This is a genomic window from Candidatus Polarisedimenticolaceae bacterium (genome assembly GCA_036376135.1).
Classification (GTDB): Bacteria; Acidobacteriota; Polarisedimenticolia; order Polarisedimenticolales; family DASRJG01; genus DASVAW01.
This window is the reverse complement of sequence record DASVAW010000144.1, coordinates 1-15,331: the sequence shown is the minus strand read 5'-3', so window position 1 is coordinate 15,331 and position 15,331 is coordinate 1. Positions and strand designations below refer to the sequence as shown.

Genomic DNA, 15,331 nt, shown 5'->3' with positions numbered 1-15,331 from the left:
CGGGAGCACCGAGCATGACGAGAGCCACGATCGCCGGCGGGACGTTCGCCGCGTTGTTTCTGCTCCTCGCCGTCGCGGCCGGGTACCGGGCGCTCGAACGGGACCCCCACCCCCCGATCCCTTCGTCCGCCGCGCCGTCGGCGGAGGAGCCCACCCAGGGGTTCCTCTACGGCCGGATCACCACGATCGAAGGAGCCACCCTCGAGGGGCGGCTGCGCTTCGGGATCGACGAGGAGGCGTTCTGGGGGGATTACCTCAACGGCACCAAGCGCGGGAACCCCTGGCTCGCCCAGCTGCCGCCCGAGGCGCGACCCAAGGAACGCCGCCGCGTCGAGGTCTTCGGGGTCCGGATCGTGGACGACGAGCGTCCGATCGAGATCCGCCGGCAACTCATGGCCCGCTTCGGTGACGTCGCGCGCATCGAGGCCCAAGGCAGGAACATACGCGTGACGCTCAAGAGCGGGACGGCGTTCGACCTCGACCGATTCGAAGCCGGCGACTTCGACGACGGCGTGCGGGTGTGGGACGGAACGCGGGGGATCGTCGACCTCGACAGTCTTCGCATCCGCTCGATCGAGCTACTCCCCGGCCTCGAGCCGGGCATCGCGCCCGACCGGCTGCACGGCACGGTGCGCACGCGTCAGGGCGATTTCACCGGCTTTCTGCAGTGGGATCGGGAGGCGTGCCTGGGAACCGACGAGCTCGAGGGACACACCGCCGACGGTGCGCTTCACCTTCGTTTCGACACGCTCCGCTCCGTCGCGCGCCGCGCGACGGACGGCGCGGTGGCGACGCTGCTCGACGGCCGCGAGGTCGTGCTCTCCGACTCCCGCGAAGTGGGCCCGGGCAACCGCGGGATCTACGTCGACGACCCGCGCTACGGACGGGTGCTGGTCTCCTGGGACGCCTTCGAACGCGTCGATTTCACCCCCGGCGGCACCGGCCCGGCGTACGGCGACTTCCCGCCGGGGCACCCCCTGACGGGAAGCGTCACCACCCGCTCCGGCCTTCGCCGCGCGGGCAGGCTGGTCTACGACCTCGACGAGAGCGAGACGACCGAGACGCTCGACGCCCCGTCCCGGGGCGTGGACTACACCATCCCGTTCGGCCGGATCGCCTCGATCGTGCTCCCCGCGGGCGAGAAGCGCGCCACGGTCGCCCTCCACGGCGGCGAGGAGCTCCTGCTCGAGCGCGCGGGCGATCTGGGCGATCAGAACGCCGGCCTGATGATCTTCCTCGAGGGCCGCGAACGTCCCGAGTACGTGCCCTGGGCCGACGTCGAGCGGGTCGACTTCGACCACCCGACGACGCCGACCCGGTGAGGATGGCGGCAAACCCGCCGACACCGTATACCTTCCGGCCGCGTCCGATTCGGCCGCCGGGGGGTTGTTCCGCATGCCGCGCCTCGTCCGTGTCCTCCTCCTTCCCGCCGTGTTTCTCCTCGCCTTCGTGCTCCAAGTCTCGGCGCAGTCGCCGCCCACCCCCCGGATCCAGGACGGCAAGCTGGATGAGGCCGAGAGGATCCGAAAACGTCAGGCGTGGTTCTTCTCCACGCGCCAGGCGGGGGCGGCGTCTCCCGAGGAGATGGCGGCCCTCCGGGCGGCGGCGGTCCTCGAGACCCGCAAGTCGCTCCTCGCCCAGCGGACGCGCCGGTCGTTCGGCACCGAGGCCGAGCAGAACTTCTGGGTCGCGAAGGGACCTTCGCCCTCGACGTTCGGCGGGTGGACCTTCGGGAACATCTCGGGGCGCGTGTCGTCGCTGGCCAAGGATCCCGTGACGGGCACCCTCTGGCTCGGGACCGCGTCGGGCGGGGTGTGGCGGTCGGACAACGACGGACTGTCCTGGACGAGCGCCTTCGACTCGGCGGGGACGATGACGATCGGCACGGTCGCGATCGATCCGAACGACCCGGACGTCGTCTGGGTCGGCACCGGCGAGAACAACCAGGGGTGCGAGTCGTACTTCGGCATCGGGCTCCTGCGCACGACGGACGGAGGCCTCACGTGGGAGGCCCGGAACGGGAGCGGCGCCTCGACGCTTCAGGACCTCTCGTCGTTCGCGAACGTGGTCGTGGACCCGCGCAGCTCCTCGCGCATCGTGACCGGCGGCCGCATCCGCGGGTGTACCTCGGGAGCCGAAGCCAACGGGGGGATCTTCACCTCCGACGACGCCGGTCTCACGTGGACGCAGCGGCTCGCGAACACCCCGGTCTACGAGATCGCGCAGGACCCGGCGGTGCTCGACACCTTCTGGGCCGCGACCGAGCGCGGGATCTACAAGTCCACCGACAACGCGGTGACGTGGGTCCTCCAGACCGCATCCGGGCTCCCGAACGGCGCGACCGGACGGACCGAGCTCGCGATCGCGCCGTCCGCCCCCGGCACCGTCTACGCCCTTTTCGGGAGCCCGAACGCGTTGTGGCGCACGACGGACGGCGGAGCGACCTGGACCCAGCGTGCGACCGGAAGCTCCGCCTGCGACGGGCAGTGCTGGTACAACATGGTCCTCCGCGTCCACCGCACCAACCCCGACATCGTCCTTCGCGGCACGATCCGGATCTGGCGGTCCACCGACGGCGGGGTCGCCTGGACCGACCTCTCCAACGGCTGGGGCTCGTCCCAGAAGGTCCATCAGGACATGCACGTGCTCGTCATGGACGACGACGACCCGAACGTCTTCTACGCGGGCGGGGACGGCGGCCTATGGAGGACGAGCGATCTCGGCGCGACGTTCGCCAACCGGAACGGCAATCTCAACATCACGCAGTTCTACGCGGTCGGCGTCGACGCGACGAACCCCGACGTGATCTGCGGCGGCGCCCAGGACAACTCCTCGCTCGCGCGGACCGCGAGCGACACCTGGGACCTGCAGGCCGTCACGGGCGACGGGTTCGTGTGCCAGATCGACCCGTTCACGCCGAGCATCGCCTACATCACCTCGTATCCGAACGGCGGCTACCCGGCCGTCTCCCGCTCGACCAACGGCGTCCTCGGAAGCTACTCGGGGATCACCGGATCCGGCAGCGGGATCCTCAACGGCGACCGGATCAACTGGGTGACCCCGTACCTGCTCGACCCGCTCCGGCCTCAGCGCCTCTACCTCGGCACCCATCGCGTCTACCGGTCGGACAACCGCGGGACCAACTGGACGCAGGTGGGTCCGGCCGACCTGACCGGCGGTTCGGGATCGCTCCTTGCCCTCGAGATCAACCGGGTCCACAACGACGTCCTCTACTCCGGAAGCGAGTCGGGGCGCGTCTGGCGCTCCGCCGACGCGGGACTGGCGTGGACCGATCTGAGCGCCGGCCTTCCCGGCCGCGCGGTCACCGACGTGGGCGCGGACCCCGGCGATCCGGGCCGCGCGCTCGCGACCGTCGGCGGCTTCAACGGTCCGCACCTCTACGAATGGCGCGCGGGAATCGGCTGGGCCGCCGTCGGGACCGGGCTTCCGAACGTTCCCGCGAACACGGTGCTCCTGCTGACCTCGCAGGACGTGCTCGTCGGGACCGACGTCGGCGTCTTTCGCAGCGCGGACGGCGGCGCGACGTTCGTTCCGTACATGAACGGCCTTCCCGAAGGGCTCGTCGTCACCGACCTCAAGTACAACGCGACGCAGAGCCTCGTCACCGCCGGGACCTACGGGCGCGGCGCGTGGCAGGTGCAGGTCGAGTCGTTCGGCCCGATCGTCGTCTTCGAATCGGTCGATCTCCCGTACGTGGAGATCGACGGGGACGGCGACGCGCACGTCGAGCCCGGGGAGACCTGGTCGGTGACGCCGCGCCTGCGGAACGCGGGGAGCGCGACCGCCGTCGGGGTGACCGCGCGGATCGTCCCGGCCACGGCCGGAATCGTCCTTCTCGATCCGGCGCCGCGCAGCTTCGGCGACCTCCCCCCCGGAGCGGCCGCCGCGCCCGCGGCCCCCGTCGCCTTCACCGTGGACCCCGCGATCCCCTGCGGGACCGTCGCCCACTTCGACATCGCCGACATCGCGACGGCCAATGCGCCGGGCGACCACGGGGACGAGACCGACGCGTTCCAGGTCGCCGTGGAGGGCGGAACGCCCCCCCCGATCCACACGGTGCTTCTCGACGAGCGATTCGATGCGGCGAGCCCGCCGAACTGGACCCATCGCGCGGTGGACGAGGGGATCGCGGGGTGCAACAAGGCGACGCAGGACGAGTGGAACCTCGCGACGAAGGACGCCGCGCGAGGCACCTCCTATCACTGCGGGAACGGACCTGGAACCTCCTACGGCACGAACGACTTCGCCTGGCTCCACTACGGAGGGCTCGACTCGACGGGCGGGACGGGGCTCGCGATCCCCGCGGACGCGCAGGTCGCGACGCTCACGATCGAGCACTGGTACCACACGGTCATCGGCGGCGACGGAGGCAGCGTGCTCGTGGACTCGGTCGACGACGGCCAGGACGTGTACGCGGTCCTCAACCCCGTCGGCGGCTATCCCGGCGGGAACATCTCCGTCGCGAACTGCAACGGCCTGGGCGGCAAACGCGCCTTCCAGGGGAGCTCGAACGGCTGGGTCACCAGCACCTTCGATCTCACCGCCCATCGCGGGAAGACGATCTGGATCGCCCTCGTGTTCGGCTCCGACGGCGGAAGGCAGGGGGACGGCGAAGGGTGGTACGTCGACCGGTTCCGGGTCGAGATCGAGACCCCCGCTCCGCTCGTGTGCAACGTGATCCGCTGGCCGGGCTCGATTCCCGAGGGCTCGCTCACCCTCGACAAGGCGGCGGGCTCCGATCTCGTCGCGTCGTGGGGGGCGTCGTGCAACGCGACGGGCGTCCCCGGCCAGACGTACGCGATCCACGCGGGCAACCTCGCGACCCTGCGCGCGTCGGGGACCTACGCCCACGCCCCGATCGGCGGGGCGTGCAACCGCGTCTCTCCGGCGTCGTTCACCCCGGGGGCGGTGGACGAGTACTACCTCGTCGCCCCGGTCGCTCCGGGGTACGAAGGCGGGCTCGGGACCAACGGCGCGGGTGCGCCCCGGCCGCAGGGGGCGGGGACCTGCGGGCTTGCGCGGGCGGAGGGTTGTCCCTGAGGCGTCGGCCACGGCGAAGGCCGTGCCGCGGATCGCACCGAATGCCGCCGACCGGAGTAGGATCCCGGCGGGAATCACCCCACGCCTCATCGAAAGGAGAGACGATGCGCGCGAGCGATGGCCGCCGAACGGTAACGCGGATGCTGGTTCTCGGAACGGTGTTGGGACTCGCCGCCTGGGCTCCGCGGGCCGCTGCCGCGGAGAGCGATCGTGGGATGAAATGGCAGGCATCGATCCCCATCACGTTCACGTCGGGAGCGTCCTACGACGAAGCGGGAACGAGCGTCGACGTCAACGACGACATCGGCTGGGGATTCGCGTTCGGCTACAACCTGAACGAGCGGCTCATGTTCGGAGTGGACCTCACCTGGCTGACCGCCAACTACGAAGCGGGCATCGCCACCGACTTCGACAACGACCAGATCCCGGACGATTCCGTCACGGTCTCGGGGACCCTCGAAGCGTCCAACCTCCAGTTCGTCGGTCAGTACAACCTGCTCACGGGTCGCGTGACGCCGTTCCTTCGCGGGAGCTTCGGCTGGACCTGGGTCGACTCGAACATCCCGGCGGGTCCGGCGACCGGGACCTGCTGGTGGGATCCGTGGTGGGGTTACATCTGCAACACCTGGCAGCCCACGTACGAGGACACCTCGTTCGCCTACGGCCTCGCCGCCGGCGTCCGTGCGGAGTTCGGCAACCAGATGTTCGTGGAAGGGAGCTACAACCTGCTCTGGATCGACTTCGACAAGGCGGGCAACCAGTCGTTCGACGGCATCCGCGTGAACCTCGGCTGGATGTTCTGAGGGACCGGAGAATCGAACCCCCATCGCCCGGGGTTCGATTCTCCGCTCGCTCCTCGAGTCCGTTCGAAGCCTGCACGGCGTCGACGTCTCAATCGAACAGGACGACGCGGAAGCCGACCGCGACCTTGGGAAGCGGCACCGGCGGCGGCTGGGGCGCCGGCGGTAGCGCCGCCAGCGACCGGACCTCCAGGCGGAGGTCCGCGTCGAATCCCTCGTGCAGCACCCAGCGACCGTCGATCAGGAACCACGCCCGATCGTCGGATCGCGGGTCGACGGCGATGTAGGCCTTCGCCGGCAAGCTCGGCCCGAATCGCTTGGCGAGCCCCGGCGGAACGCCGCCCTTCTTGGCCAGCCCGGGCGGGACGCCGGCTTGTTTGGCCTGAGCGGCGACGACGGATCCCGCGTTCGCAGGCGTGGAAGCGATCGCGCCGGCACCGACGAGCAGGGAGACGACGAGCGCGGAAACGACGTTACGCAAGGTTCACCTCCGTACGAGGCCCGCGATGCCCGCCGGCGTGAGCGGCCTGTGGCGGAACACCACGGGACCCGCCCCGCGTCGTCGCAACCGCGGTGCCACGCGCGACGAGCTCGCGTTTTCTCCTCGGATGCGGGTGGGGGGCGGGGTGAGAGTTACACGCCGGGCACGATGTCGCCGCGTAGATTCTCCGGAGCTTTCGCTCGATCGACACCCGAGGAGCGGTCTCGGCCGGGAGCGTCCGGCTCGGTGGGGGCGGCGGGATCCCTCGATGCCGCGCTCAGCGACCGCTGCGGCGTAATCTCGTGACGGGGATTCCGTGGCGCTCCCCCCAAGACTCCCAACGCGCGCTGGTTCGCGCGGCGAAGATCTTCCGGAGGCGAGCGGCGGACAACGACGGGATCTTCAGGGTCGCCGTGAGACGCTCGACGAAGCGCGGCTCGAGCGCGGCCAGTGCGACCCAGCCGTCTTTCGTCCGATAGAGCGCATAGCCGGCCGATGCGCCGCCCAGCGGGCCCTTGGGATCGCACAGGCCTCCCTTTCGCGGCATGGCGAGGGGCTTCGCCGCCTCGGCGAGGGAGACCTGGCGGCACGTCGCCTCTCCCGTGCGCTGCCGGTGCAACAGCATCGCGACGGCCTCCGTCGCGGCGCGCTCGGCGCCCATCAGATCGGCCAGCAGCGTGAAGGGCATCCGCGGTGGATCGACGATCAGGCCCGCCGCCGCCTGGAAGCTCAAGTCGTGTCCGGGCAGGTCGTCGTCGGGTGCGGGGAAACCGACGATCTGCAGTTGGCAGAGCTCGGGGAAGCGCGCCCGGAGCGACGCGACGTCGAGGCCGAGGCGCGACAAGGAGCTGGGGCGGCTGGCGGTGACCAGGAGGTCCGCGCCCGACAACCGCGCATCGAGAGCCGTTCTCCCTTCGCAAGTCTTGAGGTCCAGGCGCAGAATCGTCTGGGAATCCGTCAGGCGCGCGTACCATCGTGGGTCGTGGTGGTGGAGCGGATCGCCCTCGGGAGGCTCGATCTTGGTGACCGACGCGCCGTACTCCGCGAGTCGCGCCACCATGACCGGACCCGGGATGTTCACGGCGAGGGAGACGACGTCGATCCCGGCGAGCGCACGCACGACGCGAGTATAGGGGGGCCGGTCATGAATGAAGCCTTTCTGTATGACGCGGTCCGCACACCGAGAGGACGCGGAAAGCCCGACGGCGCCCTGCACGTCATCCGCCCCGTCGACCTCGCCCGTCAGGTGCTGGTCGCCGTTCGCGAGCGGAGCTCCATCGACACGCGCCGCGTCGAGGACGTCATCCTGGGGTGCGTCACCGCGGTCGGCGAACAAGGGGGGAACATCGCCAAGACCGCGGCGATGTTCGCCGGGTACGACGAGACCGTCGCCGGCGTGACCGTGAACCGGTTCTGCGGGTCGGGGCTCGAGGCCGTCAACCAGGCCGCCGCGCGCGTGCGCGCCGGGTCCGACGAACTGTTCGTGGCCGGCGGGGTCGAGTCGATGTCCCGCATCCCGATCGGGTCGGACGGGGGGGCATGGGGGGTCGACCCCGAAGTCGCCACCCGGTCGTCGTTCGTTCCGCAGGGGATCTCCGCCGACCTCATCGCGACGAGGAAGGGGTACTCCCGCGAGCAGGTGGATCGTTTCGCGCTGAGCTCCCAGCAACGGGCCGCGGAAGCGTACCGCGAGAAGCGGTTCTCCCGGTCGCTCGTTCCCGTCGTGGGCATCGACGGCCGCGTCGTGCTGGATCGGGACGAGGCCATGCGACCCGAGACGACGGCGGAAGGGCTGGCGAAGCTCACGCCGTCGTTCGCGAGAATCGGGAGCGAGGGCGGCTTCGACGCGGTGGCGATCCACAAGTACCCGGAGCTCGAGCGTATCCGCCACGTCCACCATGCCGGCAATTCCAGCGGCATCGTCGACGGAGCCGCGGCGATCCTCGTCGGAAGCGAGCGAGTCGGTCGCGAATTCGGGCTCGAGCCCCGCGCCCGGGTCGTCGCGTACGCCGTCCTCTCCACCGATCCGACGACGATGCTGACGGGCCCCGTGCCCGTGACCCGCAAGGTCCTGGCCTCGGCCGGTCTCGCCATCGATGCGATCGACCTCTTCGAGGTCAACGAGGCGTTCGCCGCAGTCGTCTTGAACTTCATGGACGAGCTGGGCGTCCCCCACGACAAGGTCAACGTCAACGGGGGCGCGATCGCGCTCGGTCATCCCCTCGGCGCGACCGGAGCCATGATCCTGGGGACGCTTCTCGACGAGCTCGATCGCCGCGGCGCGCGCTTCGGCCTCGCCACCCTGTGCATCGGCGGCGGGATGGGGATCGCGACGATCGTGGAGCGCGGGTAGGAGGTCGACGTGTTCGAGCTCGGCATGACCCCCGACGGCGTCGCCGTGATCACGATCGCGATGATCGACCGTCCCGTCAACGTGTGGAACGAGCGCTCGATCAGGGCGTTCGCCCAGACGCTCGAGGACGTGCTGGCCCGGCCGGGCCTTCGCGGGATCGTGCTCCGCTCGGGACGGGAGACCTTTCTCGCCGGCGCGGATCTCGACGCCCTGAAGCCTCTCGACGACGTCGCAAGGAACATGGCGCAGGTCGAGGCACTCGGCGCCGCGCTGCGGCGTCTCGAGACCTGCGGCGTGCCGGTCGTCGCCGCGATCGACGGGAACGCGCTCGGCGGCGGGTACGAGCTGTGCCTCGCCTGCCACCGCAGGATCGCCAAGTCCGACGATTCCATCCGGATCGGACTTCCCGAAACGCGATGGGGACTGATCCCCGGCGCCGGGGGAACGCAACGCCTTCCGCGGCTGATCGGCATCCGCGCCGCGCTGCCGATCCTGGCCGAAGGGAAGGCGCTGAAACCCCGGGCGGCGCTCGCGGCCGGGCTCGTCGATCAGCTCGTGGAGCGCGACGACCAGCTGGTGCCGGCCGCCGTCGATTGGATCCTGTCCACGAAGGACGCCGCCCAACCCTGGGATCGCGACCGGTACCGGATCCCCGGGGGCGAGGTCCAGACTCCCGGCGGTTATCAGGCGTTCATGGCCGCGACCGCGCTCGTTCAGGAGAAGACGCACGGCAACGATCCGGCGCCGCTTGCGGTCCTTCGAAGCGTCTACGAAGGGCTCCAGCTGCCCTTCGAGCGAGGGCTGACGATCGAGGCGCAGCACTTCGCGCGGTGCCTCGCCTCACCTGTGGCGACGAACACGGTCCGGACGATGTTTTCCGGCCTGAACGAGATCCGCGCGGGCGCGGGGCGTCCGCGGGATTTCGCCGTCGCGACGTGGCGGAAGATCGGCGTTCTCGGCGCGGGCATGATGGGTTCGGGAATCGCGTACGCGGCCGCGAGCCGCGGCATCGAGGTCGTTCTCCTGGACGTCGACGCCGCCGCCGCGGAGCGCGGAAGGGACGCGGTCGCGAAGATCCTGGCCAAGCGCGCGGACGCCGACCGCGTTCTCGAACGGGTCCGGACGACCTCGCGCATGGAGGATCTCGACGGCTGCGAGCTGATCATCGAGGCGGTGTTCGAGGACCGGGCGATCAAGGAAGCCGTGATCCGTGACGCCGAAACGCGACTCCCAGGCAACGCGATCGTCGCCTCGAATACGTCCACGCTCCCGATCACGGGCCTCGCCCGTGCCTCGCAGCGCCCCGCGAGCTTCGTCGGCCTGCACTTCTTCTCCCCCGTGGACCGGATGCCGCTCGTCGAGATCATCCGAGGTCGTGAGACCTCCCCGGAGACCGTGGCGCGCGCCTTCGATTTCGTGCGCGCGCTGGGGAAGACACCCATCGTGGTCGAGGACGGACGGGGCTTCTACACCTCCCGCGTGTTCTCGGCCTACATCAATGCCGGTCTCCTCGGTCTCCAGGAGGGCGTCGCTCCCGCTCTCGTCGAAAACGCGGGGCGGATGGCGGGGATGCCCGTCGGGCCGTTGGCGGTCGCCGACGAGGTCGGCCTCGATCTCATCCTTCGAATCTCCCGGCAGACCGAGCGCGATCTCGGCCGGAGAGACGACAGCCCGTCCGCCGCGGTCGTGGCGCTCTTCGTCGAGCGGCTTTCGCGGTGCGGTCGGAAGTCGGGGGCCGGGTTCTACGAGTATCCGGCCGATGGGACGAAGCTCCTCTGGCCCGGCCTGCGTGAGCACTTCCCGACAAGCGCGACCCAGCCTCCGGTCGCGGAGGTCAAGCGCATGCTCCTCCACGCTCAGGCCGTCGAAGCCGCGCGGGCATTCGAAGGAAAGGTCGTCACGTCCGCGCGCGACGGCGACGTCGGCTCGATACTCGGCTGGGGGTTCGCCCCCTGGACGGGGGGAGTGTTCTCCTACATCGACGGGATCGGCCTTCCGCGCTTCGTCCGGGAGTGCGACGAGCTGCAACAGGCTCACGGGCGCCTGTTCGCGCCTCCGGAGCTGCTGCGGGAGATGGCCGGAGAGGGAAGGCGCTTCCATGGAACGTAGGATCTTCTCCGAAGAGCACGCCCGGTTTCTCGACGCGGTCCGTCGCTACGTGACCGAGCGCGTCGTCCCCCGCTACGAGGAGTGGCAGCACCAGGCGCACGTCCCGCGGGCCGAGTGGAAGATCGCCGCCGAACACGGGCTGCTCTGCCCTTCGGCCTCACCCGATCTGGGGGGGGCGGGCGCGGACTTTCTCTATTCGGTGGCGATCATCGAGGCGCTGGGCGAGCAGGGCGTGGGCGGGTTCTTCCTGGCCCTGCACAACGACATCGCCTTCCCGTACCTCGCCGACCTCGGAACCGACGAGCAGAAGCGGCGATGGATCCCCGGCTGCGTTTCCGGAGATCACATCCTGGCGTTGGCGCTGACCGAGCCCGGTGCCGGGTCGGATCTGGCCGGCATCACGACGAAGGCCGAGCGCAGCGGCGACACATACGTCGTCGACGGCGCGAAGACGTTCATCAGCAACGGGCAGACGGCCGATCTCTTCATCGTCGCCGTGCGTACGGGCTCCGCGACCGCAAGGCCGCACGACGGGCTGAGCCTGCTTCTGATCGAGGCGGACCGGCCGGGGTTCGTGCGCGGCAAGTGCCTCAGGAAGATCGGGCTCCATGCCCAGGACACCTCGGAGTTGTTCTTTGAGAGCTGCAGGGTGCCGGCGTCGAATCTCCTCGGTCGCGAGGGAGAGGGGTTCGCGTCGATGATGCGCAACCTGCAGCAGGAGCGCCTCGTCATCGCGATCGGCGCGGTGGCGGCGGCTCGAGGCTGCCTCGCCCTCACCGTGAGGTACGCGAAGGAACGCAGGCTGTTCGGGAAGCTGCTGATCGAGATGCAGAACACCCGCTTCGAGCTGGCGAAGATGGCGACGGCGGTACAGGCCGTGCAGTCCTTCGTGGACGATCTGATCCCGCGCCACATGGCCGGCGAGGAGATCGTCAAGGAAGTGAGCATGGCGAAGTACGCCGCGACCGAGACGCAGTTCGACGTCGCCGACCGGTGCCTTCAGCTGTTCGGGGGCTACGGCTACATGGAGGAGTACCCGGTGTCCCGCCACTTCGTCGACGCCCGGGTTCAGCGCATCTACGGCGGCGCGAACGAAGTCATGCTCGAGCTCATCGCCCGCAAGCTGTGATCGCGGTGTGTTCGATCCGGACTCGAGCCCGACGTTCCCACCTTGAATCGGGCCGACGTCGCGAGCGAGCGGGCGGGTCTCGCGGTGGAGGCGACGGGAAACGAACCCGTTCGCTCAGTCATGCGAAAAGGAGATGGCGGCGCGACCGTCGTTGCAAGGGTTCGAGTCCCAGCCGAATCTGCTGCCCTTGGAGTCCCCTGCAGTCTTGGAGCCATCGTGGAGACGACTGCGTCTTCGGGACGGCGAGCCAGGGCGTCGTGTTGATTTCGGGGTACCGGTGTCCGTCCTCGTCGACGACGTGGCGACCGTCACCGGCTCGCGCCCAGGGTGACGAGAAGGTCGTCCAGTTGCCCGAACGTCTCGCCCATCGCGTCCTCCATCCCGTGCTCGGCCTCGAACGCTTCCTTCGAGGGATAGAGATCGTGCACGACCAGCAGCGTCTTCCCACCTTTGTCCTCGAAGGTCACCGTGGTGACGGCACCATTCTCGCTTTCGTCATTGGTCCAGACGAGGCGCGAGTGCGGGGTCACTTCGATGTACTTTCCGTGGAACTCCATGGTCGAGCCCTCGTGGCGGTACACCAGACGATACCTGCCCCCGGTACGAGCATCCAACTCGCACGACAGTAGAGACATTCCGAACGACTTCGGTACCCACCACTGCTTGAACAGCTCGGGTTTGGTCCAGGCCTCGAACACGAGGCGCGCCGGGGCGTCGAAGAGTCGCGCGACGACGACCTCACGCTCGGATGTCCGTTCGACTGTCGTGCGGTTCTTCAACGGGGTGGGCTCACTCGCTTTTCTTGCGTCCATCGACCGTCTCCTTCCGTTTCAGTTCGTCAACAATGTCGTCCAACTCGTCGAAGCGCGACTCCCAGAGCCGGCGGTGCCTCTCGATCCATGCGGCCTCTTTCTCCAAACGGCGCAGGCCGAGCGTGCAGGTCCGCACGCGCCCGACCTTCTTCGTGGTGACGAGCCCGGCCTGCTCCAGAACGCCGACGTGCTTCTTTATGCCCGTGAGCGTCATTCCGAACTTCTCGGCGAGATCCGAGATCGAGGCGTCCGCACGTCCGAGCTGCTCCAGAACGCCGCGGCGGGTGGCGTCCGAGAGCGCGGCGAACGAGGCATCGAGGCGGGCGTTCAAATACTGAGCCATATGGTTCAGTATATACCGCGCGGACCGGGGGCGCGCAAGGGAAAGACGGAGCGCGGCTGGGTTGCAGGCCGCCTTCGTCCCCGATCGCCCCGTTTGGAGGGTGATCGGCTCGGATCGGGCCGGAGCATGACCCTGATGGAGGAGGAGTGCCGAGACTCGTCATGTCACGGCATGCAGCGGTAGAGCGATGGCCCGCTCGGCGGAACGGACGTCCGTTCGCCCAGGACCCGGAAGACGTGATTCGGTCCGGCTCAGCCCTCCTCCATCCGGGCTCGCCTCAGTGTCCATTCGCGGTGGCGGGAGCCCCTCGTCCCACCACGGTGATCTCGACCCGAGCGGTGCCGCGCGCCACGACTCCGAGCTTTCTGGCCGCCTCGTAGGACAGGTCGATGATCCGATCCCGGCGGAACGGGCCGCGATCGTTGATCCTGACGTTCACGGAGTTTCCGCCTTCGAGGTCGGTGACCCGCACGATCGTGCCGAACGGCAACGTGCGGTGGGCGGCGGTCAGCGCATGCATGTCGAAACGCTCACCGCTCGCCGTGCGCTGGCCGTGATGCGCCTTCCCATACCACGAGGCCAGCCCTGTCTCCGCGCGGTGACGCTCGATCGATGCCGGAGCGCCCCTAAGCGCGTCCCGGTGCGCACAACCGCCCGCGAGCGTGATCGACGCGAGGAGGATCGTCGCCAACTCGACTCGGGTTCTGTCGTTCGTCATCGTGTGCTCGCCGGGTGGAGCGGCCCGCTCGGTGGCGCTCCGCATCCACGATGGGGCCCGTGCGTGGGTGAAGCAAACCGAGGCTCGAGCCGAAGGCCGGCTCTCGCGCCGCCATCGCTTGTGGTTTGGTGGAGGCGGCGGGAATCGAACCCGATCAGCGGTCAACGGTAAGTCGGTGATGGCGCGCGACTTTCGCCGGAAGCGGCCGACGACTCGTCGCCTTTTTTCCGGTTTCGATTCCCCTGGAGTCCCCTGCTGTCCCCGGGAGGCCACCCTAGTCTTGGAGATATTCTGGAGACGACGGTCAGAGAGAGTTCGGTGATCGCGCTCTCGTACCGAGCGTTTCATTTCACGCGTCCCCGAGCTTCAGTGCACCCAGTGCGCGACGCCCGCCCAGGGACGTCCAAAACGCCCAGGTCGCTGCGGCGAGAATCCCAGCGACGAGGAGGAGGCCGCGTCCCGCGTACCAACTGGAAAACCTCAGCGTGAACGGCGTTGACACCAGAATCGGCATGACCACCAGGATGACCGTGACGGCCAGAACGCCTGACCTCATGGCGACGAAAACGAACACCATCGCCGCCGCGATCGCGGCCGGAAGCAACACGGCGTAGTTCTCGCTGGACCCGCCGGAGCCCATCAACGTCGCGATGAGACCGAGGAAGCCGACGGCCAACCAGCGTTTGCGAAAGACCACGAGCCCGAACGAGAACAGGGTCATGAACCCGAGCGCATTGAGCGATCCGAATGAGGCGTTGCGAAGGATCTGAGCGATCGCCGACGCCGGTCCGAGCAGAAGATCGCGCGATGGCTCCAGCGGCGTCATCCCGGAAAGCGGAATCCAGTTGGCCAGAACCTCGGGTGACTGCACCATCGCCGCCAGGGTCGCACTGGCGAGAATCCCGGCGAGCACATCCCGGCCGACGAGCGGGTCGCGGAATCGTCCGGCGAGAACCCGGCTCCAGGAAAACAGCAGCTCGGGGGCGCGCCTCCGCACGATCGGCTCGATTCCGACATACGCGAGCCACACGAAGGTCGACAGGAACAGGCAGACTGCAATCCCGTCGATGAGCCGGAAGAACTCCGTCGCCGCGTGCGGCACGTGGTGCATGCCGAAGATCCACGAGAGCACTCCGGTCGCGAAGACGAACGATGCCGTGCGCAACGCTCCGCGGCGATCTCCACGGCCCAGGCGCAGACTCCGGCGGGCCAGTATCAGCCCGGCGGCCCAGCCCCCCGCGATGTAGAGCGCGCCGCCCAATCGGTCGCTCGGCTCCGTCGCGGCCTCCCTCTCCGGAACGCTCCAGGGCCAGATCACCGTGAAGGAAACCGGCCGGCCTTGCCATGCCGCCGCGGAAACATGAATCGGCAGGCCTGGTTGCGAGGCGATCGATCCAGTCCTGTCCGTGCGCGCATCGAATGGCTCGTCCGGCACCCACTTCGGTTCCGAAGGTGAGAAACGCGCTTCGTCGAGCCCCGCAGCCGCGAACAGCGGCTTCCAGTCCGGTGTCTCCGGCGCACCTTG

General features: G+C 69.0%; 12 protein-coding genes. 6 read left to right on the top strand and 6 right to left on the bottom strand.

Annotated elements, in window-relative coordinates:
• Nucleotides 1-14: 14 nt before the first annotated feature.
• The 3 genes from VF139_15035 (at nucleotide 15) to VF139_15025 (ending at nucleotide 5,864) form a co-directional block, all read left to right on the top strand.
• The gene (locus VF139_15035) at nucleotides 15-1,322 is read left to right on the top strand and encodes a hypothetical protein (GenBank protein ID HEX6852709.1); all 1,308 of its coding nucleotides are present in this window, start codon (nucleotides 15-17) and stop codon (nucleotides 1,320-1,322) included.
• A gap of 73 nt (nucleotides 1,323-1,395) precedes the next feature.
• A complete protein-coding gene (locus VF139_15030) occupies nucleotides 1,396-5,061 on the top strand; it encodes a hypothetical protein (protein HEX6852708.1) in 3,666 nt (1,221 codons plus the stop codon).
• Nucleotides 5,062-5,102: 41 nt separating this feature from the next.
• A complete protein-coding gene (locus VF139_15025) occupies nucleotides 5,103-5,864 on the top strand; it encodes an outer membrane beta-barrel protein (protein HEX6852707.1) in 762 nt (253 codons plus the stop codon).
• An 88-nt stretch (nucleotides 5,865-5,952) separates the two neighbouring features.
• Here VF139_15025 and VF139_15020 read toward each other — a convergent pair whose 3' ends face one another.
• Both VF139_15020 and VF139_15015 read right to left on the bottom strand, forming a co-directional pair.
• A complete protein-coding gene (locus VF139_15020) occupies nucleotides 5,953-6,342 on the bottom strand; it encodes a hypothetical protein (GenBank protein ID HEX6852706.1) in 390 nt (129 codons plus the stop codon).
• A 277-nt stretch (nucleotides 6,343-6,619) separates the two neighbouring features.
• Nucleotides 6,620-7,462, bottom strand: coding sequence for a CoA transferase (locus VF139_15015; protein HEX6852705.1), 843 nt, complete (start codon nucleotides 7,460-7,462; stop codon nucleotides 6,620-6,622).
• 24 nt (nucleotides 7,463-7,486) lie between these two features.
• On the opposite strand from VF139_15015, the gene VF139_15010 reads away from it, so the two are divergent.
• The 3 genes from VF139_15010 to VF139_15000 are packed head-to-tail and all read left to right on the top strand — an operon-like array spanning nucleotide 7,487 to nucleotide 11,933.
• Nucleotides 7,487-8,695: an acetyl-CoA C-acetyltransferase gene (locus VF139_15010; GenBank protein HEX6852704.1), complete on the top strand. Its 1,209-nt coding sequence runs from the start codon at nucleotides 7,487-7,489 to the stop codon at nucleotides 8,693-8,695.
• A gap of 9 nt (nucleotides 8,696-8,704) precedes the next feature.
• Complete coding sequence (locus VF139_15005) at nucleotides 8,705-10,804, top strand: 3-hydroxyacyl-CoA dehydrogenase NAD-binding domain-containing protein (protein ID HEX6852703.1); 2,100 nt, start codon at nucleotides 8,705-8,707, stop codon at nucleotides 10,802-10,804.
• Nucleotides 10,794-11,933 (top strand): acyl-CoA dehydrogenase family protein, encoded by a 1,140-nt coding sequence (locus VF139_15000; GenBank protein ID HEX6852702.1) that lies wholly within the window; start codon nucleotides 10,794-10,796, stop codon nucleotides 11,931-11,933. The genes VF139_15005 and VF139_15000 overlap by 11 nt, the downstream gene beginning before the upstream one ends.
• Before the next feature lie 308 nt (nucleotides 11,934-12,241).
• Here VF139_15000 and VF139_14995 read toward each other — a convergent pair whose 3' ends face one another.
• The 4 genes from VF139_14995 to VF139_14980 form a co-directional block, all read right to left on the bottom strand.
• Nucleotides 12,242-12,745 (bottom strand): SRPBCC family protein, encoded by a 504-nt coding sequence (locus tag VF139_14995; GenBank protein HEX6852701.1) that lies wholly within the window; start codon nucleotides 12,743-12,745, stop codon nucleotides 12,242-12,244.
• Complete coding sequence (locus VF139_14990; protein ID HEX6852700.1) at nucleotides 12,723-13,088, bottom strand: metalloregulator ArsR/SmtB family transcription factor; 366 nt, start codon at nucleotides 13,086-13,088, stop codon at nucleotides 12,723-12,725. Before VF139_14990 ends, VF139_14995 begins: the two co-directional genes overlap by 23 nt.
• 277 nt (nucleotides 13,089-13,365) lie before the next feature.
• Nucleotides 13,366-13,779 (bottom strand): septal ring lytic transglycosylase RlpA family protein, encoded by a 414-nt coding sequence (locus tag VF139_14985; protein HEX6852699.1) that lies wholly within the window; start codon nucleotides 13,777-13,779, stop codon nucleotides 13,366-13,368.
• 376 nt (nucleotides 13,780-14,155) lie between these two features.
• A partial coding sequence (locus tag VF139_14980) for a hypothetical protein (protein HEX6852698.1) occupies nucleotides 14,156-15,331 on the bottom strand: 1,176 nt, incomplete at its 5' end.

What these genes read in the sequence shown, in the direction of transcription:
- VF139_15000 (HEX6852702.1), top strand. Translation starts at nt 10,794, where the DNA reads ATGGAACGTAGGATCTTCTCCGAAGAGCACGCCCGGTTTCTCGACGCG.
- VF139_15025 (HEX6852707.1), top strand. Translation starts at nt 5,103, where the DNA reads ATGCCGCCGACCGGAGTAGGATCCCGGCGGGAATCACCCCACGCCTCA.
- VF139_14995 (HEX6852701.1), bottom strand. Translation starts at nt 12,745, where the DNA reads ATGGACGCAAGAAAAGCGAGTGAGCCCACCCCGTTGAAGAACCGCACG.
- VF139_15010 (HEX6852704.1), top strand. Translation starts at nt 7,487, where the DNA reads ATGAATGAAGCCTTTCTGTATGACGCGGTCCGCACACCGAGAGGACGC.
- VF139_15030 (HEX6852708.1), top strand. Translation starts at nt 1,396, where the DNA reads ATGCCGCGCCTCGTCCGTGTCCTCCTCCTTCCCGCCGTGTTTCTCCTC.
- VF139_15035 (HEX6852709.1), top strand. Translation starts at nt 15, where the DNA reads ATGACGAGAGCCACGATCGCCGGCGGGACGTTCGCCGCGTTGTTTCTG.
- VF139_14990 (HEX6852700.1), bottom strand. Translation starts at nt 13,088, where the DNA reads ATGGCTCAGTATTTGAACGCCCGCCTCGATGCCTCGTTCGCCGCGCTC.